Origin of the sequence: Actinomadura spongiicola, from assembly GCF_003432485.1 — a bacterium.
GTDB classification, from domain to species: domain Bacteria; phylum Actinomycetota; class Actinomycetes; order Streptosporangiales; family Streptosporangiaceae; genus Spirillospora; species Spirillospora spongiicola.
Genome location: NZ_QVNQ01000011.1, coordinates 85,517 through 108,242, shown reverse-complemented (window position 1 = coordinate 108,242; position 22,726 = coordinate 85,517). Strand labels below are relative to the sequence as shown.

Here is a 22,726-nt window from a genome sequence, read left to right as displayed (position 1 = left end):
ATGTGACCAAAAACATCACCGAAACCTCACCCGCGCTTCGTGTCCGATTCGTCCAGATACTGGAGCGTGTATTCGGCGGACGCGAAGTCGCCGCCCTGCGGCACGTCCGCGCCCACAAATGTGTCCGGAATGTCATAAGTTGCTGCGTTGTCCCGGGGCGCGTAGCCGAGTCGCTCGTCCAGTTCCCAGAACCGCCGCGGGTTGTCGGACACGGCGTAGGCGGCGAGGAAGCCGGGGGACGGGACGGTCAGCGCCGCGCGGACGAACCCGGCGCAGTCACGAGGGCTGAGCCAGGTGGAGAGGTGCCGGGGCTCCGAGGGACGCGCCACGAAGCTGCCGATGCGCAGGCACACGACGTCCAGGCCGAACTTGTCGACGTAGAGGCGGCCGAGCGCCTCGACGGCGACCTTGCTGACCCCGTACAGGCCGTCCGGTCTCGGCGGCGTCACGGCCGACGCGGTTTCGGTCGACGGGTGGAAGCCGGTGAGCCGGTTGCTGCTGGCCAGCACGACGCGGGGGACGCCCGCCACCCGCGCCGCCTCCAGGACGCGCTGCGTGCCGAGGATGTTGTGCTCGACCAGGTCGGGGAACGGCGCCTCGTCCGGTACCCCGGCCAGGTGGACGACGGCGTCCGCGCCCTCGACGGCGCGCCCCGCGTCCGCCGGGTCGGTCAGGTCCGCCCTGAGGACGGTCTCGTTCGGCGCCTCGGCGTCCAGCGGCGCGATGTCGACCAGGACGAGGCGCTTCGCCTCGTCGCGCAGTGGTCCCCGAAGCGCGGTGCCGATCCGGCCCGCGGCTCCCGTCAGCACGATCGTCCCCAGAGTCATGTGCAGCAGTCTCGCACCGCACCGCACGTCATGATCAAGCGCAACGCCGAAAGGGCATGAAAGCGGAGCGAAAGGGACGATGTGCGGGGGGCTTACCCGTCAGTACCAGTTGTGCGACTGCCAGAACGACCACGCGCCGCACGGCGTCTTGTACCGGGCCTTGATGTAACCGAGCCCCCACGCGATCTGCGTGGGGGAGCTGGTGCGCCAGTCGGATCCGGCGCTCGCCATCTTCGTGCCGGGCAGGGCCTGCGGGATGCCGTAGGCGCCGCTGGAGGGGTTCTCGGCGCGCTCGTTCCAGCCGCTCTCGTGGTTCCACAGCGTCAGCAGCGAGCTCCAGCAGCGGCCCCACCCCTTGAGGGCGTTCATCTTCTTCCCGTACGCCTTGTTCTGCTTGGCGCTCGGGTTCGACTTGGCGAGCCGCTCGCGTTCCTGCCGCTCCTTCAGCTCCGCACGCGCCTTGGCCTCCTTCTCGGCCCGTTTCCTCAGTTCCTCCATCTCGCGCTTGTTCTCTTCGTAGGCGCGCTTCTTGGCGGCGGCGATCGCGTCCGCCACGATCGGGTCCATGTCCGTCTTCGCCATCAGCCTGGTGAGCATCTCGTTGGTCGACAGGTCCCCCTCGGCCGCCTTCGGCGGCTTGGTGTCGCCCTCGTCGACGAAACGGCTGATGTCCACCAGCACGACCGCCGCGCCGATCGCGGCGATCGCCACGATCATGATGGTGACGTTGCTGGTCAGCAGGCGCCGCAGCCGCCGCTTCTTCGGCGGCCGGATCTCCGGCCCGTCGATGCCGAACGGGTCGCGCGCCTCGGGCGAGCGTCGCGGCGGGGGCACCTCCGCCGTGTCACGCCCGCGCCGCCGTCCCGATCGGCCCCGCCCGGAACGGCCGTGGCGCGGGGTGGGGTCGGGACGTCTGCGCGTGCCGTGACTCTGTGGCATAGGAGAAGAGTGCCTTATCACCCGGGCGCCGTCCATGCGCCGTCAACGCGTCGTTCAGGAGTCGGTACGCGGGATCGGGGGAGGGTGGTTCAGTGGGTGCGGAAGGTACGCGGGGCATCGCGCGTTGTGCCGATGGGACGGGACGCTGGACGAAGGCGGGGCATCATGGCAACCGTGACTGAGCAGGGCGAACGCCACACCGACCGGACCGTGCCGGACGAGCTGGTCCACGAGTTCGGCGCGCTGCTCGGCGCGTCGTCGGCGCTGGAGCGGATCGCGGGCCGGGAGCTGGAGCGCCGCTGCGGCATCCGGCACGCGGTCTTCGAGGTGCTGCTGCGGCTGGCGCGAGCCCACGAGCGCCCGCTCGCGATGGGCGATCTGGCCGGTGAGCTGGTCCTCACCAGCGGCGGCATGACCCGGATCATCGACCGGATGGAGGAGGCGGGGCTGGTCCGCCGCGAACCGGCGCCCGGCGACCGCCGCCGCCAGCTGGTGGAGCTGACGGCCGCCGGACACGCGAAGTTGGAGGAGGCGCTGCGCGTCCACGCCGAGACCCTGCGCGAGCATTTCGCGGGGCCGCTGTCCGACGACCAGCGGCGCGTCCTGGTGGACGCCCTGCGGACCCTGCGGACCACGGCCCGCAAGGAGCTGGGCGCCCTCCACTGAACTACCGCGAGTAGTGCTCGACGACGAGCTGCTCGTCGCAGATGACGGGGATCTCCCGGCGCTCCGGCAGCCTGGTCAGTTGCGCGGCGAGGGCGTCGTGCCGGACGTCGAGGTAGCCCGGAACGTTCTCGGTGTGGCCGCCCGCGGCCGCGATCTGGAAGGCGTCCATGGACCGGCTACGTGCGGCGATGCTGATGACGTCGCCGGGGCGCAACCGGTAGGACGGACGGTCGACGCGCCGCCCGTTCACCAGCACGTGCCGGTGCACGACGAACTGGCGCGCTTGATAGATCGTGCGGGCGAACCCGGCGCGGAGGACGAGCGCGTCCAGACGGCGCTCCAGGTCGATGATGAGCGCCTCGCCGGTCTTGCCCCCCGTCCTGGCGGCCTTGGCGAACGCGTTGCGGAGCTGCGCCTCGCGGATGTTGTACTGCGCGCGGAGCCGCTGCTTCTCGCGCAGCCGCACCTTGTAGTCGGACTCCTGCTTGCGGGCCCGGCCGTGCACGCCCGGCGGGTAGGGGCGGGCCTCGAAGTACTTCACGGCCTTCGGCGTCAGCGGGATGCCGAGGGCCCGCGAGATCCGCACTTTGGGACGAGGGTTGTTCATCACGCTCCTTGGGAGTTAGGTTGACCTAAGTTAGGCAAGCCTAACCTATGCTTCTCGGTCAAGGAGGTCACGGTGCGGGGAACGGAGATCACGGTGGAGGGGCCCACGCTGGAGGGGCCCACGGCCGCGGAACGGGCGCGGACCCTCGCGTTCGGCATCGCGGACGGCGTACTCGTCGCCCCGGGCGTTCCGTACGCGCCCGTCCCGGCGCACACGACCGACCGCGACGGCAGGCCGCTGCTGCTCGTCCAGTCCGCGTCGCCGATCGCCACCGCGCTCCGCGCCGCCACCTCGGAGGCGGAGACCGACATGCCCGCCACGCTGCGGATCTCCGATGTCGCGCCGGTCACGCTGGCCGACCGGGTCCGTGGACGGGCCTGGCTGCACGGCTGGCTCAGCGAGATCCCGGACGGGGAGTTGCGCGCCGCCGCGATCCGCATCTCGCACGCCCACCCGCGCCCCGAGCTGCTCGACCTCGCCGAGATCCGCGACGGCTCGCCGGAGGGGAACGACCGGCGGGAATGGACGATCCTCGCCCTGGAGGTCGCGCAGGTGGAGATCGACGACGCCTGGGGAAGCGCCACCCTCGAACCCGAGGAGTACGCGGCCGCCGCGCCCGACCCGTTCGTCGCCGTCGAGTCCGGCATCCTCACGCACCTGGACGGCTGCCACCGCGACGAGCTGACGAAGCTGCTGCCCGACTCCGTGCTCGCGTCAGCGCCGCCCGAGTCCGAGACGTCCGAGTCCGCGACGTCCGGATTCGTCCGGCCGTTGGCGCTCGACCGGTACGGGCTGTGGGTACGCTGCCGCGCGCCGCGGCCGGAGGCGCACGGCTCGTTCGATCTGCGGCTGCCGTTCGCCGAACCTGTCAGTGATCTCCACGGTCTGCGGCACGTGTACCGGCGCCTGTTCGCCCGAGCCACCCCGTAGCGGACCCGTAGTACGTGTTTCCACGGACCCCCGCGGTCCCGCTCATTTTGCCGGTGGTCTCACGGATGGTGCGGGCCCGTCCCGACGCGCGATGCTCGTGTCTCCGGCCGAGGGACGCCACCCGTCACTCGTCCGGGGCGACCCGGTCGCCGGCTCACCCTCGCGGGGTGGGTGGGTCGGCGTTCCGGGAACCGTACCGGGCAACAGGGCGGCGGCGCCCCGGCCGGGCCGGTGGTCCGGCGCCGCGATCGACAGGGGGCGTGGTCCGGGCCACTGGTCGCAATTGGCCGTTTCAACGCCGTGGCTCGCGCAGCAGGCTGGAGACATGCGCCATCCACAGACCAGAGCCGTCCACCCGCCCGTGACCGAACCGGTCGGCAGCAGCCCGATGGGCGTGCCGCTCTACCAGGGTCACCTGTTCTCCTTCGACGCCGCCGACGACCTCGCCGCCGCCTTCCACGACCCGGGGGAGACGTTCTTCTACGCCCGCATGGGCAACCCGACCGTCCGGTCGCTCGAACGGGCCGTGACCGAACTCGAAGGCGGGGCCGGGGCGCTCGCCACCGCGTCCGGGATGGGCGCCATCAGCACCGTCCTGATGGGGCTGCTGCGTTCCGGTGACCACGTCATCGCGCAGTCCGCCCTGTACGGCGGCACGTTCGCGCTGTTCCAGGACCTCGCCGAACGGTGGGGCGTCGACGTCACCTTCATTCCCGGCGACGACCCGGCCGAGGTGCCGGACGCGCTCCGTCCCACCACCCGTCTCCTCTACCTGGAGACGGTCGCCAACCCCACCACGCACGTGACGGACCTGCCCGCGTTCACCGAGGCCGTACGCGGGACGGACGTGCTGACCGTCGTCGACAACACCTTCGCCCCTCTCCTCTGCGCACCGATCGAGCACGGTGTCGACGTCGTCGTCCACTCGACGACGAAGTACCTCAGCGGACACGGCGACGTCATCGGGGGCGTCGCCGTATTCGCCGACGGGGACGTGCACAAGCGCGTCTGGAGTCACTCCGCCGAGTTGGGCGCCGTCGCCGACCCGTTCGCCGCGTGGCTGACCGTCCGGGGCATGGCCACGATGCCGCTGCGGGTGGCGCGGCAGAGCGCGTCCGCCCTGGACATCGCCGGCCGCCTCGCCGCGCACCCGTCCGTCACCCGCGTCCACTACCCGGGTCTGCCCGACCACCCGCAGCACGAGGTGGCGCGGCGCCTGCTGCCGGACGGGTGCGGCGGCGTCCTCGCGTTCGAGCTGACCGGCGGGCGGGACGCGGGCCGCACGTTCTCGGAGGCCGTGCGGCTCATCGCGCTCGGCCCGTCGCTCGGACACGTCTCGACGCTCGTGATGCACCCGGCGAGCACGTCCCACCGCCAGATGGACGCCGCGTCCCTCGCCGCCGCCGGGATCAGCGAGGGAACGGTACGCTTGTCGGTCGGCCTGGAACACCCGGACGACCTGTGGTCCGACATCGACCAGGCCTTGGCGAAGTCGGCGGCGGGCTAGAGGTAGAAGCCGGTCGCCGTGGCCGGGCCCGCCATGCCGTCGGGCCGCTCTTCGCCCCTGCGGAGGGCGGCCAGCTCGGCCAGCGTCGCGCCGTCCGCGCCGATCTCGCCCGGGGCAGCGTCCGTGCCGTCCAGCCAGGACACCGCCTCCGTCCGGGTGAGCGGACCCACCTCGATCTGCGCGAGGCAGCGGCCGGGACGGACCACCGCCGGGTGCAGCATGGCGAGGTCCTCGTTGGTGGTGATGGCGACCAGCACGTCCCGGCCCTGCCCGAGCATCCCGTCCGTGAGGTTCAGCAGCCGTGACAGGCCCTGGCCCGTCGACTGCTTGGCCTCACCGCGGATCAGCTCGTCGCAGTCCTCCAGGATCAGCAGCCGCCAGCGGCGGTTCTCGTCCTCGTCGTCGCCGACCGCGACCTCCATCAGATAGCTGGGCGTGCCGAACAGCGCCTCCGGGTCGAGGACGCAGTCGGACTGGCACCAGTCCTTCCAGGCACGGGCGAGGGCGCGCAGCGCCGTGGTCTTCCCGGTGCCGGGCGGGCCGTGCAGGAGCAGCAGCCGTCCCGACACGTCCTCACCGGTGAGGCCCATGACCTTGTCGAGGGCCTCGGCGACCGGCGCGGTGTAGTTGCGCCGGATGTCCGTCCACGCGTCGGCGGCGATCGTGCGTTCGCTGCGGGTGGGCCCGTGCGTCCCCATGTGCCAGAAGCCCATCTCGACGCTGGTCTCGTCCGCCTTCGGCGGGTCGGTCGCGTCCTTCACGGACGCTTCGAGGATGGTCTCCGCCAGCTCGTCCGACACGGCGGACACGGCGACGTAGGCGATGCCGTTCGTCCACCGGTTGCAGAGCAGCGTGTACCCGTCGCCCTCCGCGAGGACGGACTCCTTGTTCTTCTCGTGCGCGACCCGCACGATCCGGGCGTCGTCGGGACGCAGCGGCGCCTCCGCCTTGACGTACTCCAGCCGCGTCGACCGGGACCACGGCTGCTCACCGGACGCGAACGGACGCAGCGACAACACGTCCATCACGTCGGCGGGGGAGTTCCTGTCGCTGAGGTTGAAGATCACGGGCAGTGTCGAGTCCGGCCCGGGGTCGGTGATGTTCCGCTGGGACTCTATGAGACGCACAACCTCCTGCGACGTGGTCATACAAGGATGATCAGCCCCGACGGCGAACGAAGTCCACCGAATTAGCCCGTCGCCGGTCGTAACGGCCGGTCAGGATTCGTTCTCGCGGGCGGCCCTGCGCGCCTCCGCCTCCTCCAGGTCGAGCTTCTCGGCCTCCTCGGGAGTGGGCGCCGTGCCGCCGAGGTAGGCGGGCTGCCACCACGTCTCGCCCGGCTCGGGCACGTCGGGATACTCGCGCTGCGCCTTCTCCAACAGCTCCGACAGTTGCGCGTGCAGGTCACGGGTGGCCTGGTCGTAGTCGTCGCCGCGCTTGGGGTACATGGGTTCGCCGACGAGGATCGTCACCGGCACGTTGCGTTGCAGGAGTTTCCGTTTGTGGCCCTTGGTCCACAGCCGCTGCGGCCCCCAGAGCGTGACCGGGATCAGCGGGACCTTGCCGCCCACCGCCATCCGCACCGCGCCGTTCTTGATCTCCTTCACCGTGAACGAGCGGCTGATCGTCGCCTCCGCGAACACCCCGACGATCTCGCCCGACTTCAGCGCCCGCAGCGACGCCGCGTACGACGAGGCGCCCGCGTCCCGGTCGACGGGGATGTGCCGCATCCCGCGCATCAGCGGCCCGCCGATCCGGCTGTCGAAGATCTCCTTCTTCGCCATGAACCGCACCAGCCGCCCGGACGGGTGCGCGGCGAGGCCCGCGAAGATGAAGTCGAGGTAGCTGATGTGGTTGCTGACGAGAACCGCGCCGCCGGTGCGGGGAATCCGCTCCGCCCCCTCCAGACGAATCTTGAGGTTCAGGGCCTTGAACACGCCTTGGGCCGTCTTGATCACCGGCGGGTACACGATTTCGGGCATGTGAGCACGGTACTTGAGGCGTCCATGATCAGCGAGGTCCGGTCGGGGGTTGGCGATGCCTCCCACAACGGGCCGCATCTCTGAGAAGGTGGGGTTGTGACGTGAGCCGCCGAGGCACCAAGATCGCTTCAGAGGATGAAAGGGGATGAGCGACTGATGGAACCGTTGGACGCGGCGGCGGACGTGCACGCGCTCATCCGCGATGTGCTCCCCGCTCTGGCCCCCACCGCCTGGTTCGACTCCGGCACCTCCGAGGTGGTGCTGCCGGTCGGCCGGTCGGAGGCGAGGGCCTCCAGTTGGACGGTGCTGGAGCGCTGTGCCCGGGAGCCGCGCTCGGCGTGGCCGCGGGTGGTGGACGAGTGGGTCCGCGAGGTCGGTGACCGCGCGTTCCTCGCCGTCGGGGAGATGGAGCTGTTCGGCGACGTCCGGGAGCTGCTGCGGCTGCGCATCGTGCCGAAGCTCGCGCCGCGCGACCGTGAGGGCCTGGTGGTCGTTCCCGCCGGGGACCATTTCGACGCGATGGTGATGATCGAGCATCCCCGTTACGGCGGCCCGCTCACCAAGGCGCGCGCCGGTCTGCTCGGCCTCCACAAGCTCGGCTATGTGATGACGAACACCCACGACCGGGAACTGGCCGATGTCGCCGTCCGCGACCAGCCGCTCCTCCCGGGCCGCAACGTGCGGGTCGTCACGAAGCCCGGCAGCCGTTACGTGTCGGCGTTGCTCAGCGAGGTCGACCAGTTCCTGCCGTGGCCGAACCAGCACGGCGCGCTGGTCGGCGTCCCGTGTCACAGCACGCTGCTGCTGTACCCGATCACCTCGTCGGCGGTCCGGGAGGTGCTGCCGGTCTTCGCGGACGTCGTCCGGGAGATGCACGCCGACGCCGACGACCCCTGCGCGCCCGGCGTCTACTGGAGCCACGGCGCGCGCCGCCTGACGCCGCTGTCGGCGACCGCGGCCCCCTCCGGCGAGTTCGCGACACTCCTACACCGCCTCCCCGACGACGAACTCGGCTAGGGCACGTTCGAGCCGGCCTCAGCCCGCACCCGAACGCGTGACCCGCCCGGCGCAGCGACGCCGAAGGCGAGCGAAGCCGGGTGGATCGCGAAGCGATGCGCGTTCGCTCAGGAGCGGTCACGTAGCGAGCCACTAGGCGAGCGAAGTGGGCCGGTCCTGTAGTAAACACAGCCCGCACGCGAACGCGTGACCCGCCCGGTGCAGCGACGCCGAAGGCGAGCGGAGCCGGGTGGATCGCGAAGCGATGCGCGTTCGCCCAGGGGCGGTCACGTAGCGAGCTGCTAGGCGAGCGGAGTGGGCCGGTCCTGCAATCAACACAGTTTCCAGTCGACGGGGGCGGCGCCCTGCTGTTCGAGGAGCTGGTTGGCGCGGCTGAAGGGGCGGGAGCCGAAGAAGCCGCGGTCGGCGGACATCGGGCTGGGGTGCGCCGACTCGATGCACGGCACGTTGCCGAGCAGCGGCTTGAGGTTGCGGGCGTCGCGGCCCCACAGGATCGCGACGAGCGGGCCGCCACGGGCGGCGAGGGCCCGGATCGCCTGTTCGGTGACCTCTTCCCAGCCCTTGTTCCGGTGCGAACCGGGCTTGCCGGGCATGACGGTCAGTGACCTGTTGAGCAGGCAGACGCCCTGTTCCGTCCACGGGGTGAGGTCGCCGTTGGACGGTTCGGGGTGGCCGAGGTCGTCGCAGTACTCGCGGAAGATGTTGATGAGGCTGCCGGGCAGCGGCCGGACGTCCGGGGCGACGGAGAAGCTGAGGCCGACCGGGTGGCCGGGCGTCGGGTACGGGTCCTGGCCCATGATGAGGACGCGGACGTCGTCGAACGGCTGGGTGAAGGCCCGCAGGATGTGCTGCCCGGCGGGGAGGTAGCGGCGCCCGGCGGCGACCTCGGCGCGCAGCCAGTCTCCGGCGGCGGCGATCGTGCCGGCGACCGGTGCCAGCGCGGTCGCCCATCCGGCTTCGACGATCTCGGAGAGTGGTCGTCCCGTCATGGGGCACAACCCTAGTGTGATGATCACGGGCTCGTCCCGAGAACGCCCGCTTGGGCGGGTCTTCTGAAGCTTTCTGATCACATGGGGCCGGAAGAAGCCAAATCTTTTCCCGGTCGCCGGAAATCTTCCAGATTAAAAGCACGAAACGTCCCGTTAAGTCCGGGTTACTTGTCGGCGGGGCGCGTTGCTTCGCGTCGTTCCGGGCGCATAACACCTGAAGACAGGTACGCAGGACGAGTAGACGGAAGAGAGCATGAGCCAGCTGACGACCGTGGACGCCACCTTTCTCAACGCCGAGACCGAGACCACCCACGCCCACATCGCGGGGCTGGGCATCGTCGACGCGTCCGCCTGCCCCGGCGGGCGGCTCACCGTGCCGCTCGTCGCCGCGCTCGTCCGCGACCGCGCGCACCTCGCGGCCCGTCCGTTGCGTCGGCGCCTGGTCCAGGTCCCGCTGAACCTCGACCATCCCTACTGGGAGGATGATCCCGACTTCGACCCCGGACGGCACATCTTCGAGATCGGGCTGCCCGCCCCCGGCAATGACCGGCAGCTCGCCGACGTCGTCGCCATGCTCCACGAACAGCCCCTCGACCGTTCTCGGCCCCTCTGGGAGATGTTCCTCATCCAGGGCCTCGCGGACGGCCTGACCGCCGTCTACGCGAAGGTGCACCACGCCGCCGTCGACGGCGTGCTGGCCGCCGAGGCGCTCGCCGCCCTCCTGGACCTGTCACCCGAACCCCGGGAGCTGCCCGCCGACGACACCGAACCGGCCCGCGCGCCCGACCCGGCCCGGATGCTCCGCACGGGGCTGTGGAGGGCCGCGCTGCATCCCGTCCGCACGGCCGTGTCGGTGGCGCGTGCCGTCCCGTATCTCGACGAGATCCCGGGGGTGGCGACGCTCCCAGGTGCCCGGTTCGTGTCGGCGGTGATGCAGGGCGCCCTGGGCCGCCGGGCCGTGCCGACCGCGCCGCCCCTGAGCGCCCCGCCGACGCCGTTCAACCTGCCCATCGGACGGCGCCGCGCCGTCGCCTGCGGCGAACTGCCCCTGGACACTGTCAAGGAGATCAGGCGGGCGCTCGGCGGCAGCGTCAACGACGTGGTGATGGCGCTGTGCGCGACGGCCCTGCGCAAATGGCTCGACAAGCACGGTGATCTGCCGGGGCGTCCGCTCGTCGCCGCCGTCCCGGTGTCCCTGCGGCGCGGCGCCGCCCGTTCGGACACCGGGAACCAGGTCTCCGTCATGGTGACGCCGCTGGCCACCGACATCCCCGACCCGGCGGAACGCTACCTCGCCGTCCGGCGCGACATGGACGCCGCCAAACGCCGGTTCACCGGCTCGTCGGGAAGCTGGGTGCGGGAGATCAGCGCCCTGGCGCCCGCCCCCCTCGCCGCGCCGCTCACCCGCCTCGCGCTCCATGCCGCGCCGACGATGTCCCTGCGTCCGATCAACCTGATCATCTCGAACGTGCCGGGCCCGCAGTTCCCGCTGTACCTGTGCGGGGCCCGGGTGCTCGCCTATTACCCGATCTCCGTCATCACCGACATCACCGGCGGCCTCAACATCACCGTCTTCTCCTATGACGGCAAGGTCAACGTCGGCATCGTCGCCTGCCGGGACCTCGTTCCCGACCCGTCCGAACTCGTCGATCACCTGGTGGACGCCCTGGACGAGTTGAAGGACCTCAGCCGGGAGTGATCCCGAGCGCCTCCCGATGCCGCCACGCCAGCGTCAACGCGGCGGCCCCGGCCGGTTGCATCGGTTCCGGCACCGTCCCGTCGAACGGCGCCATCGACACCGCGCCCTCGTCGTTGACCGCGACCAGCCTCCCGAAGAACTTCTGGAACGCCTCGTCCTCGATGACGACGACCGTGAGCAGGTCGAGCGCGAACGTGAGCGGATCCACCCCCAACCCCAGGAAGTGCGCCCGCAGCCGCCCCTGTTCGCGGGCGGACGTCAACGCCCGGTGAAACGGCCACTCCCGCTGGACGAACCCCTCGCCGTAGTTCTCGCCCGTCCCGAGGAGCTCTTCCGCGTATTCGCGGACCATGCACGCCCACATGTCGGGACGTTCGCCGTCCAACGGCTGGAAGACCCCGACGGGCATGACCTGGTGCAGCCCACCGGCGTGCGCGACCTTCGCCGGGTCCCGCCAGTGCAGGACGTACGACCCGGACGCGGTCACGGTCACGGTCGTGATCGCCGTGAGCGCCGCCCGGCGCGTCAGGTCGCACGGGTCACCGACGCGCCGCCGCAGCGCGTCGTCCCCGACCGCGAACTCGTGCGCCACGGACTCGCCCACGTTCACGCCGTCGAAGTACCGGGCCGGTCCGAGACGGAGCACGGGCGGCCGGGCGTCGAGGAGCCGGTAACTCGGGCGGTCCTCGAACACCTTCGGCGGCGCGAGAACACCCATGGCCTCCGCGTAGGTGCGGTAGCCGTCCGGGAGCCCTTCCGCGGGTTCGGCGACGACGGCCGGTGCGGGCCGGTCGACCCACTCCAGGCGGACGTCCTCCAGCGGCACGGGCGCGTCCGGGATCCATTCCGTACGGCACAACAAGGCCGTCCCCGCGACCCGTGGAACATCCCGATACAGGCGGCTCGCCGCCTCACCGAGCCGCCCCCGGGACGCGTTCAGAACCGCCCGCTCGTCCCGCCACCGCCGCTCGTCGGACCGCATGACGAACCATCTTGCCGTTCCCGCGACGGGACGACGTCAACGTCCGGCGGTTTTCCAGGTCTTCTCCGGCCCGTCGGGCGCGGCCCAGATCTGGATCAGATGGCGTTCGGCGTACCGCTGATCGCCGGGGTGATCGGCGAGCCGATGAGGACGACGCCGACCTTTGACCGAGACCCGCACCCGGTAGGTCCGGGAATGCCCCACCTCGGCGGGCAGGTCGACGTAGCCGGGCGGGGACGAGTCGATCTCGCCGAAGTTGCAGCCGACGTCGGGCCCGGTCAGCACCATGCTCACCTCGGCGCCCTCGTCCCAGCCGTCGAGGTCGAGTTCCGGTGCCTTGTCGAGGATGTCCAGCACGACCTCGACGATGGCGTCGTCCCGCGCGGTGAAGATCGCGGCCATGTGTCCCGGGGGTTCGGGCAGGATGACGCCGTTGCCCTTGCCGGTCACGGCGGCGGCGTGCCGGCCCGTGGTGTAGTCGCTGAGCCAGTACTGGCCGGTGGAGGTCTCCACGTAGAAGTCGGTTCGCGGCAACGAGGGGTCGAGTTCCTCCACCGATCGGGGGAGTTCCTTGAGCCAGCGCACCGGGGCCGAGGGTGCCGCCCAGATCTGCATCATGTGTTTCTCGACCAACTCGTCGCCCTCGGCGAGCGACAGGTGTTCCAGTACTGCCGCTTCTCTGCGACCGGTGGCGTGCAGGCGGATGCGGTAGTCGCCGGTCGCCCCTGGAAGGTCGAGGCCGAGGTGGCCGTCGGACAGCAGGGACTCGACGGACGCGCCCTCCCCGAGACGCAGGCTGAACTCGATGACCTCCTCCCATAAGTCCAGGTCCGGTTCAGGAGGACGTGACCAGGTCTCGACGGTGACCGGCAGGTCGAACCCGTACATCCCGGTGTGAATACAGGCCATGCGACCGCTGTCGTCGAGGGCGACCAGGGGATCGGCTCCCGGATCGTCGTTGTCGTACAACGTGTCGACGTTCGGTTCGACCTGGTCGCGCAGCCAGTACTGGTGGTGGCTTGGATGGATCAGCCCACTGTGAACGGTCCTGCGGTCGTCCTGCACACCCATGACACACATCCTCTCCCGCGACGCGGCGACCGAAAGCGAAGCAGGGCAGGACGCGCCCGCCAGGGGCGGCGGCGCCCTGCCCGCTTCTCGGGGTTACATGGCGACGTTGAAGGCGTCTCCTCGGGCCTTGGACGAGGTCGCGTCCAACACCCTGTGGGCGTAGTAGAAGTTCTTCAGTTGTGCGCCTTGGCTGTCGTTCTCGCGCTTGGGCACCCAGCCGTAGCCGTTCCCGGCCCTGCTCCCGCCCTGGTTGGTCCCGGCGAAGGCGTACTCGTCACAGCTCGGCTTGTTCTTGGGGTCGCTCAGCGGCGTGGGCCAGCCCTTGGGCGCCTTCCAGCCCTTCGGCAGTTTGGCCTTGCCGCAGACCGCGCGACGGTTGCCGTTCGTGAGGTGGCTGTTGCGGTGCAGTGTCTTCGGGGCGCCTCGTCCCTGCCACTTACGGATGTTGGGTGCGATGAACCGCAAGGAGCGCAGCGAGGTGATGGACGGCGTGAACCTGGGGAAGACGCAGCCCGCCTTCTGGCCCTTCAGCAGGTTGTCGCACCGGAAGTCGATCGGTGACCGCCAGGTGGGCACGCCGGGGGTGTATCCGGCCTTGACGAGCGTCATCCGGTACGTGGTGCGGGCGGCGTGGACCCGGCGTGTCCCGTCGGCGTAACTGACGGTCCCCTTGATGGTGCGGCCCGCCACCAGCGTGCCGGAGAGCCCCTTCGTGCGCGCCTTGCAGCCCGTGCCGCACGACGCCGCGACGTTGGCGCGGATTCCGCCCGCGTTGCCGACGATCCTGTCGGTCTTCAGCGCGAAACTCTCGGAGAACGCCCGGTTCTTGGTGTTGAGCTTGATCGATTGGGTGATCGTGCCGTAGAGCCGACCGACCACCACCTTCTTCTTCAGGACCGTCACCGTGAGCTTGGTGTTCCAGCACAGCGCGGTCCGGTTGTAGCGGTTGCAGGCCGCCAGGGCCGTCGCCCCCGCCGCCGAAGGCGCGGCCGGTGAGGTGCTGATCACGATTCTGTTCTGAGCTTCGGGGCCGGTACTGGCTGAGGCCCCGGCCGCGGCAAGCGGCGCCGTTAACGCCCCTAACGCGCACACGATGGTGAGCTTGCCGAGCCATTGCCGACATGACATGTCAACCTCCGCGGTTGATCGAGGAAATCACCGCAAAAGGTATCCATGGGGCAAGCCCAACGTTATTGGGGAAAATACTGATGTGGGCTGCTGTGGCGAGCAGCATGCCGGACGCCGGACATCAGGGGAATCTCGGAAACTCCAGCACCCCTAGCAGGCGTTCCAGGAGGGGCTGGAACGATGCATTCGAGCGGCTGAAAGCCTTATGAGGACGAGCGGCCGCCGAACTGCCAGGGGTGGATTTCGATGTCCTTGTACGAACCGTTCTTGGTGTGCGGGTCGTTCGCCATCATGGCTTCGGCGGTGCTCCGGTCGGGCAGCTCGACGAGAATGGCGGTGCCCGTCCATTCGTGGCCGTCCTCCGACAGCAACGGACCGTAGGCGATGAGACGGTCGGCGTAGTCGCCGTCGAGGTATTCGCGGTGCGCCCCGTCCAGCGAATCATCGGCCTTGGACGGCTCGCCATGGGCGAGGATCAGAAAGCGCTGGTACCCGGCCCGCTCTCCCTCGAACTCCCACATCGTCCGGCCTAGAACGTTCCGCCAGCGGTGTATCAGCACCTCGCCGTAAACACCGGCCTTGTAGTTGGGCTCCTCGAACGCGAACTCGCGCGCCGCCGCCGAATCGGGCAGGTCGACGATGTGCATGCTGCCCGTGGTCCGCTCACCGTCCGGCGTCAACGTGGGACCGCGAGCGATCATCTCCTCCGCATACCGGTCCATGAACGACCAATGGTCTTCGGTCAGTTCAAGACGCAGCTCCCAGGTTCCCGACCGGTCACGGCAGTAGACGAAGTACTCCACGGGGCCTCTTCGCTGAAGATCGTCAACGGAGCTCCAACGTACAGCACTTCGGCCCGCCGCCCGCCTTCCGCAGTTCCGACATGTCCACAGGGACGGGCTCGTATCCGTGGCGCCGCAACGTCGCCGTCAACCCGACGGCCTCGGCGTTGATGACGACGTTGCGGCCATCGCACACGGCGTTGAGACCGAGCACCGCCGCGTCCTGTTCACCTGCCAGGATCGCGTCCGGAAACAACCGTTCCAGCACTGCCCGACTCCCCGGCGAAAACGCACCCGGGTAGTACGCCACGTTCCCGCCACCGAGGGGGAACAAGGCCGTGTCCAGGTGATAGAAGCGCGGATCGACAAGACGGAGCGTCACGACAGGACGCCCGAGGAACTCCTGCGCCTCCTGATGGGCCGCGACTTCCGTCCGGAATCCCGTCCCCGCAAGGATCACGTGATCGAGCGTGAGGAAATCGCCCTCACCCTCGTTCGTGTACTCCGCGTCCAGCACCTCCGAGACCCCGTTCTGCCGCAACCACTTGGCATACGCGGGACCCTCGGCATACCGCTCCGGATGCGCGAACCGTGCCCCGTAGGCCCGCCCGCCGACGACCAGGGCGCCGTTCGCCGCGAACACCATGTCCGGCAGCCCCTCGATCGGATCGATCAGACTCACCTCATGGCCGAGCGCCAGATACGCCGCCCGCAGCGCCTCCCACTGTTCGACGGCCTTTCCGGCATCGGCACCCGCCGCGGGGTCCATCCACGGGTTGATCGCGTAGGTGACGGCGAAGTGTTCGGGACGGCACATCAGATACCGCCGCCGCAACGCCGTCCGCACGGCACCCGGTTCCGTCACCGGCAGAACGCTCATGCGCATCTCCAGGGGCTAGTTCGACCGCTCGAAAAGCCTAAGAACCCGAGACCGGCGATCCAATGCGCCAACCTTGCGTCGTCCTGGCCATTCGTTGCGTTTTCAGGCCTGGCACAGCCGCTTTGTTGCGTCTGTCACCGCTCCTTCAAGACGCACCTGAAAATCGGCAGCCCGCCCGCCTCATCGCCCGCCTCCAGGACCTGCATCCACCACACGGTCTTGCCGCCGTCTGGCGCGGGGTGCCAACCCCAGCGGTCCGCGTACCCGGCGACCACGGCCATGCCCCGGTGCCCTTCGTCGGTGTCGGCCGCCACCAGATGCCGAGGGAACCCGGGCTCCGGGTCGGTCACGTCCACGCGGAGCCGCCCGTCCGTCACACACACCCGGACCCACACCACCCCGTCCAGAAGCTCCGCCCGCGCATGACGCACGGCGTTGGTGACGACCTCGGAGGTAAGCAGCACCGCCGTGTAGATGTCCCCCTCGACGAGCCCCCACGCGGTCAGCGTCTCCCGCACGACCCGCCGAGCGGCCCCCACCGACCGCTCGTCCAACCGCCACCCGAACGTCCTCGCCCCCCGGCTCGCACGAGTGATGCCGCCGAGCTTCGGCACGATGACCGTAGGCATGTCCATGTTCTGACCTCTCCTCTTCTCGGGTTCGAGCGACCGAAAATCACGCTCCTAACTCAGTGAAACCGTGCGCACACGGACCGAGAAAGATGACAATGCTGGTCTGGAAGGGACGTCCCACCCCCGTCGAAGGGCGCTGTTTCCCATGTCCGACCAACCACGCCCCCAATGGGCCGTACGTATCGAGGCCGAACGCCGCGCTCGTGGGTGGGGCCCGTTCAAGACGGCACGCCGTCTCTATGCCGCAGTTGGTATAGACGATCCCGATATGAGTCAGGTCAAGAACCTCTATCGCCAGATCAACCGCCACGAGAAAGGCCTGGTCTTCCCTGCCGACTGGGGCTCGGCCTACGCCACGGTCTTCGAAATGGAGGAGAAGGATCTCTTTGGGGAGGAATCGACCGATCAACCGGCGGGTACCGTACAACACGGTCCTATCCCCGGCGAAGGGGACGATGTGAAACGCCGCGCCGCACTTCAGCTTCTCGCCGCTCTAGGTGCCGGGACGGCGATCCCCCCGGGCGCCCTCGAAGAGGTGCTCTCCAGCATCGACCGAGCCGCTGGAGACACCGTTGATGTGGACGAGTGGGAACGCACCGTCCACGAGTACGGTCAGCAGCTCGTGTCTCGACTCCGACCGACCGGTTCGATGGCCGGAGATCTGACGGCCGACATCATTGCGGTCGGGCGGCTGCTCGACCGAACGCGGGCGCCCTTCGAGCAGGCTCGGCTGCTGCGAATCAGCGCCGGGCTCTCTGGCCTGCTGGCGATCGAACTGGGCGACGCAGGCGAAGATCGTCCCGCTCGGATCGCCTGGGGCACTGCTCGCCGCGCCGCCGACGCGTCAGGCGACCACGAACTTCAGGTGTGGACGCGTGGCAGGGCGGCACAGGATGCGTACTGGGCCGGACGGCCTCGCGAAGTCGTGGCCGACCTGGCCGACGAAGCCATCGCCATCGCCAAGGGCACGCCGTCCGCCGGACTGGCCAGGGCCCATGCAGCGCGTACATATTTGGCAGCAGATCGAGGGGACCACGGCGAGGCGCTCAACTCGCTGAACAAGATCAAAGAAACGATGATGCGACTCCCGGAGACTGACGGCTCGCAAACCGTCCTGGCATATCGTGAGAGTCAGCTGAGGTGGGCGGAGTCGTACGTTCTGACACGCACCGGGGACTCCCGTGCAGCCGCAGTACTCGATGAGACGATCACGCTCTACCCGTCGAGCTCCATAGTGCCGATCAAGAACCTGGCCCTGATGCAAGCCGAAGCTCTGGTGCGGTCACGTCAGGTCGATCTGGGACTGCAACAGGCGGTCACGACCCTCCAGGAGCGCCCCGACTTCTTGGCCGCTGGCACCGGAACACTGGCCAAGAACGTGCTGAGCGCCCTCCCCGAAGATGCCCGTGCGCTTCCAGCGGCACAGAAACTACGCACACTCACGCCTTCTCGGGTATGAGCGAGCGAAACTCGCGCTCCTGACTCAGTGAAACCGTGCGCACACGGACCGAGAAAGATGACAATGCTGGTTGCCAAGTGACTTCGCCTGACCTCGTCGAAGGGCGCTGATCCCCCCATGACCGACCAGCCACGCCCCCACTGGGCCGAGCGCATCGAGGCCGAACGCCGCTCCCGCGGATGGGGCCCGTTCAAGACGGCCCGCCGTCTCTATGCCGCAGTTGGCATAGACGATCCCGATATGAGCCAGGTCAAAAGCCTCTACCGCCAGATCAACCGCCACGAGAAAGGCCTGGTCTTCCCCGCCGACTGGGGCTCGGCCTACGCCACGATCTTCGAAATGGAGGAAAAGGACCTCTTTGGGGAGGAATCGACCGATCAACCGGCGGGTACCGTACACCACGGCCCCATCCCCGACGAAGGGGACGACGTGAAACGACGCACCGCACTCCAACTTCTCGCCGCCCTGGCCGCTGGAACGGCGATTCCTCCGGGCGTCCTCGATGAGATTCTCTCCAGCGTCGACCGCGTTCTCGATCAGCCCGTCGACGTGGCCGAATGGGAACTCGCGGTACGCGAGTACGGCTTCCTGATCAACCAGCAGCCGGTGGGCTCACTGATCAACGATCTGGTTGCCGACATCTTCGGTGTCGGAGAGCTTCTCGAACGAGACAAGGCTCATCGGGCCGACCACCTGCGAATCAGTGCTGGGCTGTCGGCCCTATTGGCCATCGAACTCGGCGACATCGGTGAGCGTAGAGGCGCCCGCATGGCATGGCGGACGGCCCGTCGAGCCGCCGACGCGTCAGGGGATCGCGACCTCAAGGTGTGGACGCGGGCACGTGAGGCGGAGGAGGGGTTCTGGTACGGCCTGCCGCGCCAGGAGATCACCGCTCGGACAGCCGAGGCAATGCACATCGCAGACGGCGCACCCTGCGGTGGCCTACCCCGGGCCTATTCCGTGCGCGCAAGCGTCGCCGCAGAGCAAGGAGACAAGGCGACCGCCCGTAAGGCGATGGACGACCTCTCCAGGCTGTTCGACGGCCTGCCCGACTCCGTAACGGGCGACCCGGTCACCTTCGGATGGAGCGAAGCGCGCCTCCGCTGGAACGAGGCGTACGTCTACACCCTCATCGGAGACAAGCGGGCGAACCGTGCCCTCGACGATGCCATCGACCTTTATCCGCCGGGCACCCTAGGTCCGGTCGCCAACCTCATGATCATTCGGGCGATGGGTGCGATCAACAACGGCGACATCGACACAGGTCTCGACCAGACCCGCGTGATCCTGCAAGACATACCGATCAGTCCCTGCCGACGACACATGACCACGCAGATCCTCCATCGCCTCCCCGAGTGGGCCCGCCCCCTCCCGGAGGCCCGCGAACTACGCACACTCACTTCTTCTCGGGTATGAGCGGACGGAAATCATGCTCTTAACTCAGTGAAACCGTGCGCACACGGACCGGGAAAGGCGACAATGCTGGCCTGGAAGGGATGTCCCACCCCCTGTCGAAGGGCGCTGATCCCCATGTCAGACCAGCCACGCCCTCAATGGGCCGTACGAATCGAGGCCGAACGCCGCTCCCGCGGATGGGGCCCGTTCAAGACGGCCCGCCGTCTCTATGCCGCGGTTGGCATAGACGATCCCGATATGAGCCAGGTCAAAAGCCTCTACCGCCAGATCAACCGCCATGAGAAAGGCCTGGTCTTCCCCGCCGACTGGGGCTCGGCCTACGCCACGGCCTTCGAAATGGACGAAAAGGATCTCTTCGGGGAGGAATCGACCGATCAACCGCCGGGTACCGTACAACACAGCCCCATCCCCGACGAAGGGGACGACGTGAAACGACGCACCGCACTCCAACTCCTCGCCGCCATGGGCGCCGGAACGGCCATCTCCGCGACCGCCATCGAAGAGATCCTCTCCAGTATCGATGGCGTTCTCGATCAGCCCGTCGACGTGGGCGAATGGGAACTCGCGGTCCGCGAGTACGGCTTGCTGATCAATCAGCAGCCAATAGGTTCACTGATCAACGATCTGACCTCCGACCTCTTCGGCGTCGGGGAACTCCTGAAACGAGACAAAGCTCATCGGGGCGACCTCCTGCGAGTTAGTGCCAGCCTGTCGGCTCTACTGGCCGTCGAACTGGGTGACATCGGCGAGCGCAGAGGTGCGCGCATGGCCTGGGGGACGGCCCGTCGAGCCGCCGACGCGTCGGGGGATCGCGACCTCAGGGTGTGGACGCGGGCACGTGAGGCGGAGGAGGGGTTCTGGTACGGCCTGCCACGGCAGGAGATCGCCGCTCGGACAGCCGAAGCCGTGCACGTCGCAGACGGCGCACCCTGCGGTGGCCTACCCCGGGCCTATTCCGCGCGGGCAAGCGTCGCCGCAGAGCAAGGAGACAAAGCAACCGCACGCCAAGCGATGGACGACCTCTCCAAGCTGTTCGACCGCCTGCCCGACGCCGTGACAGGCGACCCGGCCATCTTCGGATGGAGCGAAGCGCGGCAACGGTGGAACGAGGCGTACGTCTACACCCTCATCAAGGACAAGCGGGCGAACCGGGCCCTTGATGAGGCCGTCGCCCTCTACCCGCCGGGCACCCTCGGCCCGGTCGCCAACCTCACGATCATCCGCGCGATGGGCACGATCAACAGCGGCGACATCGACACAGGCCTCGACCAGACCCGTGAGATCCTCCAAGAAACTCCGGTAAGCGCCCGCCGACGACACATGACCAGGCAGATCCTCCACCGCCTCCCCGAGTGGGCGCGGCCACTCCCGGAGGCCCGCGAGCTGCGTGCACTCACGTCCGCCCCCTCGGGCCTGTGAACGTGAACGTCCCGCCGTGTGACTTCGACGCTATGTATGCCAGGGAGCCCGACGTCTGGAAGGTGAAGGGACTCCACTGGCACTGCTACTCGTGGCGTGGCAACGGCAAGGACTGAGCGGACGACAAGCTCCGTCACGATGACCAGGCCGACATCACGCCGTCCATGGTGCGGGCATGGCTCCAGAAGAACGCGCGTCTGATGGGCGCCACCTTGTCGACGGCAGAGGAAGCGGCGGCCTGGTCGATGGAGTAGTGGACGCGGGCCCGTAGTGAGGCTCTGACGCCGGTGCCGGAGTGGTACGCCGACGAGAGCCAGGCGGCGCGGACACTCTACGATCTGCGCGTCGCGGGCGACCTCGCCAAAGGCCTGTGAAGGGGCCGAGCATCGTGAGTTGGGGCGTCATTGGGACGTCCGATCGCTGCCACTGACGGCCTCCTCGTACCTGAGAAGGGTGTCGACGAAGGTTCGTTGTTCGGCCGGGCTCAGTGGTGTGAGGGCGTGCCGCCAGGCCTGGGCGCCGGGGGACAGCCACTGGGTGATGGCGGGACGGCTCTCGGGGCTGATGTCGACGATGCGTCTGCGGCGGTCGGCGTCGTCCTCCCGCCTCACCAGGACCCCCTTGCGGCTCAACTCGCTCACGATGAGGCTCACCGTGGTCGGCGCCACACTCAACATCCTGGCGAGTTCGGAGACGGTGAGCGGACCGTCGAGCAGGAGCAGCGACAGCATCGACAAGTGCCGTGGGGCCAGCTCCAACGACCGCAACTGCTCCGGCACCGGCAGGCGTTTGACCCTGCCGACCAGCCTTGGCATCACCAGAAGCAATTCCCTCACCGCCTCCTCGGTGGGGTCAGGCGTTGACATCTCGCGCACCCTCCTCATAGCTTTATTCTCAAAGCTAATTTGTTTGTAAACCTGTTGGAGGATGGTATGCCCCATCTCACCGTTCACGCATTGGAGAGCGACCTGGTCGGACGTGAGGCCGCGCTGATCGAGAAGCTGACCGATGCGGTCGTCGCCGTCTACGGGGAGTGGGCACGGAGCATCGCCGTCGTGCAGTTGATCGGCCTGCCGCGTGGCAGGTGGGGCATCGGCGGCCTTTCGGCGGAGGCGCCCTCGCCGAGCGTGACGTTCGGCATCAAGGAGGGTGCGTTCAGCCGACCCGACGCCGACGAGATCATCGCCCGCCTCGTCGCCGGAGTCACCGACGCCATCGCCGCCGTCCTCGGAGAACGCGTCCGCAGTGGCGTGACCATCGAATTCGTGGGCACCCGGCCCGGACGCTCGGGCGTCGGCGGAGTCGTGGTTACTTCATAAAATCGATCGGCAAACTTCTCCCGTCGTGCAGAGAAATTGAAACTGTGAGCGGGGGTGTTCGTGTAGGCCGCGTAATCGCGGAGAACCGGTGCCGCCGACACCGCGTACTCGTGTGGTCTTCCCGGGCTTGAAAGTAGACGATTCAACTTTATGGGGCTTCCGATCCGGCGGTGGGGGGCTGTGAGCGGTGGCTGATGCGTCGTTCGGAAGCCTGCTCGTTGAACGTGGCTGTGCACTGAGGTGCGCCAGCGCCGTGATCGGGCGCGGGGGAGTTTCTGTACCCCTCGAAATCCACATTGAACATCTGACCCTCAGTCCTTGTGGAACGAGGCGTTTTGCTCGCCTATCCTTCTATTGTCGCGGTATCCGCGGCGAGCTTGTGTGACGCCGCATGCACATGGCGTGCGTTCTTGTGTTTGCTGATTGTGGTTGGCGTAGGTAGTCGAAGCGTGGATTGGAGAATCGCCGTGCGCAG

At 68.6% G+C, this 22,726-nt stretch carries 22 protein-coding genes; 9 read left to right on the top strand and 13 right to left on the bottom strand.

All coding sequences use genetic code 11. From position 1 onward, the window contains the following. Positions 1 to 26 precede the first annotated feature (26 nt). Complete coding sequence (locus D0T12_RS29425) at positions 27 to 827, bottom strand: NAD-dependent epimerase/dehydratase family protein (RefSeq protein ID WP_233526352.1); 801 nt, start codon at positions 825 to 827, stop codon at positions 27 to 29. 99 nt (positions 828 to 926) lie between these two features. Beyond that, positions 927 to 1,766: an aggregation-promoting factor C-terminal-like domain-containing protein gene (locus D0T12_RS29420; RefSeq protein WP_117403675.1), complete on the bottom strand. Its 840-nt coding sequence runs from the start codon at positions 1,764 to 1,766 to the stop codon at positions 927 to 929. A gap of 165 nt (positions 1,767 to 1,931) precedes the next feature. Here D0T12_RS29420 and D0T12_RS29415 point away from each other — a divergent pair, with 165 nt between their 5' ends. Further along, on the top strand, positions 1,932 to 2,432 hold the full coding sequence (locus D0T12_RS29415; RefSeq protein ID WP_117403674.1) for a MarR family winged helix-turn-helix transcriptional regulator: 501 nt from the start codon (positions 1,932 to 1,934) through the stop codon (positions 2,430 to 2,432). A gap of 1 nt (position 2,433) precedes the next feature. Here the strand turns inward: D0T12_RS29415 and rpsD are convergent, their stop codons facing one another. Beyond that, positions 2,434 to 3,039 (bottom strand): 30S ribosomal protein S4, encoded by a 606-nt coding sequence (gene rpsD, locus D0T12_RS29410; protein WP_117403673.1) that lies wholly within the window; start codon positions 3,037 to 3,039, stop codon positions 2,434 to 2,436. 72 nt (positions 3,040 to 3,111) lie between these two features. Here rpsD and D0T12_RS29405 point away from each other — a divergent pair, with 72 nt between their 5' ends. Next, on the top strand, positions 3,112 to 3,969 hold the full coding sequence (locus tag D0T12_RS29405) for a DUF2470 domain-containing protein (protein ID WP_233526351.1): 858 nt from the start codon (positions 3,112 to 3,114) through the stop codon (positions 3,967 to 3,969). Positions 3,970 to 4,294: 325 nt separating this feature from the next. Next, positions 4,295 to 5,476: a trans-sulfuration enzyme family protein gene (locus tag D0T12_RS29400; RefSeq protein ID WP_117403672.1), complete on the top strand. Its 1,182-nt coding sequence runs from the start codon at positions 4,295 to 4,297 to the stop codon at positions 5,474 to 5,476. Here the strand turns inward: D0T12_RS29400 and D0T12_RS29395 are convergent. After that, positions 5,473 to 6,624, bottom strand: coding sequence for a DUF5925 domain-containing protein (locus tag D0T12_RS29395; protein ID WP_117403671.1), 1,152 nt, complete (start codon positions 6,622 to 6,624; stop codon positions 5,473 to 5,475). The genes D0T12_RS29400 and D0T12_RS29395 overlap by 4 nt on opposite strands. Before the next feature lie 69 nt (positions 6,625 to 6,693). Beyond that, positions 6,694 to 7,458 carry a lysophospholipid acyltransferase family protein gene (locus D0T12_RS29390; protein ID WP_117403669.1) on the bottom strand — a complete coding sequence of 255 codons (765 nt, stop codon included), beginning with the start codon at positions 7,456 to 7,458 and terminating at the stop codon, positions 6,694 to 6,696. A gap of 156 nt (positions 7,459 to 7,614) precedes the next feature. On the opposite strand from D0T12_RS29390, the gene D0T12_RS29385 reads away from it, so the two are divergent. Beyond that, positions 7,615 to 8,475, top strand: a complete 861-nt coding sequence (locus tag D0T12_RS29385) for a hypothetical protein (protein WP_117403667.1) — start codon at positions 7,615 to 7,617, stop codon at positions 8,473 to 8,475. Positions 8,476 to 8,786: 311 nt separating this feature from the next. Here D0T12_RS29385 and D0T12_RS29380 read toward each other — a convergent pair whose 3' ends face one another. Further along, positions 8,787 to 9,464: a uracil-DNA glycosylase gene (locus tag D0T12_RS29380; protein WP_117403665.1), complete on the bottom strand. Its 678-nt coding sequence runs from the start codon at positions 9,462 to 9,464 to the stop codon at positions 8,787 to 8,789. Between the two features lie 253 nt (positions 9,465 to 9,717). On the opposite strand from D0T12_RS29380, the gene D0T12_RS29375 reads away from it, so the two are divergent. Continuing rightward, positions 9,718 to 11,163 (top strand): WS/DGAT/MGAT family O-acyltransferase, encoded by a 1,446-nt coding sequence (locus D0T12_RS29375; protein WP_117403664.1) that lies wholly within the window; start codon positions 9,718 to 9,720, stop codon positions 11,161 to 11,163. Here the strand turns inward: D0T12_RS29375 and D0T12_RS35615 are convergent. From D0T12_RS35615 to D0T12_RS29340, 6 genes are all read right to left on the bottom strand, one after another. Then, positions 11,150 to 12,145, bottom strand: coding sequence for a transcriptional regulator (locus tag D0T12_RS35615; protein ID WP_158581674.1), 996 nt, complete (start codon positions 12,143 to 12,145; stop codon positions 11,150 to 11,152). The two genes, D0T12_RS29375 and D0T12_RS35615, sit on opposite strands and share 14 nt — an antisense overlap. 36 nt (positions 12,146 to 12,181) lie before the next feature. Then, positions 12,182 to 13,216 (bottom strand): hypothetical protein, encoded by a 1,035-nt coding sequence (locus D0T12_RS29360; RefSeq protein WP_117403661.1) that lies wholly within the window; start codon positions 13,214 to 13,216, stop codon positions 12,182 to 12,184. A 93-nt stretch (positions 13,217 to 13,309) separates the two neighbouring features. Further along, positions 13,310 to 14,224, bottom strand: coding sequence for a NucA/NucB deoxyribonuclease domain-containing protein (locus D0T12_RS29355; protein WP_158581673.1), 915 nt, complete (start codon positions 14,222 to 14,224; stop codon positions 13,310 to 13,312). 323 nt (positions 14,225 to 14,547) lie between these two features. Continuing rightward, positions 14,548 to 15,147, bottom strand: coding sequence for a YciI family protein (locus D0T12_RS29350; protein ID WP_117403659.1), 600 nt, complete (start codon positions 15,145 to 15,147; stop codon positions 14,548 to 14,550). A gap of 22 nt (positions 15,148 to 15,169) precedes the next feature. Beyond that, the gene (ddaH, locus tag D0T12_RS29345; protein ID WP_117403657.1) at positions 15,170 to 16,006 is read right to left on the bottom strand and encodes a dimethylargininase; all 837 of its coding nucleotides are present in this window, start codon (positions 16,004 to 16,006) and stop codon (positions 15,170 to 15,172) included. A gap of 134 nt (positions 16,007 to 16,140) precedes the next feature. Continuing rightward, the gene (locus tag D0T12_RS29340) at positions 16,141 to 16,641 is read right to left on the bottom strand and encodes an ATP-binding protein (RefSeq protein ID WP_117403656.1); all 501 of its coding nucleotides are present in this window, start codon (positions 16,639 to 16,641) and stop codon (positions 16,141 to 16,143) included. 265 nt (positions 16,642 to 16,906) lie between these two features. Here D0T12_RS29340 and D0T12_RS29335 point away from each other — a divergent pair, with 265 nt between their 5' ends. From D0T12_RS29335 to D0T12_RS29325, 3 genes are all read left to right on the top strand, one after another. Continuing rightward, complete coding sequence (locus D0T12_RS29335; RefSeq protein WP_233526350.1) at positions 16,907 to 18,097, top strand: XRE family transcriptional regulator; 1,191 nt, start codon at positions 16,907 to 16,909, stop codon at positions 18,095 to 18,097. 117 nt (positions 18,098 to 18,214) lie between these two features. Then, entirely contained in the window at positions 18,215 to 19,513 is a 1,299-nt protein-coding gene (locus tag D0T12_RS29330; RefSeq protein WP_117403655.1) for an XRE family transcriptional regulator, read from the top strand. 237 nt (positions 19,514 to 19,750) lie between these two features. Further along, positions 19,751 to 20,932, top strand: a complete 1,182-nt coding sequence (locus D0T12_RS29325; RefSeq protein WP_233526349.1) for an XRE family transcriptional regulator — start codon at positions 19,751 to 19,753, stop codon at positions 20,930 to 20,932. 401 nt (positions 20,933 to 21,333) lie between these two features. On the opposite strand, the gene D0T12_RS29320 is transcribed toward D0T12_RS29325, so the two are convergent. After that, positions 21,334 to 21,798, bottom strand: a complete 465-nt coding sequence (locus D0T12_RS29320; protein WP_199487773.1) for a MarR family winged helix-turn-helix transcriptional regulator — start codon at positions 21,796 to 21,798, stop codon at positions 21,334 to 21,336. A 66-nt stretch (positions 21,799 to 21,864) separates the two neighbouring features. On the opposite strand from D0T12_RS29320, the gene D0T12_RS29315 reads away from it, so the two are divergent. Further along, positions 21,865 to 22,251, top strand: coding sequence for a tautomerase family protein (locus D0T12_RS29315; RefSeq protein ID WP_117403649.1), 387 nt, complete (start codon positions 21,865 to 21,867; stop codon positions 22,249 to 22,251). Positions 22,252 to 22,726: the final 475 nt, after the last annotated feature.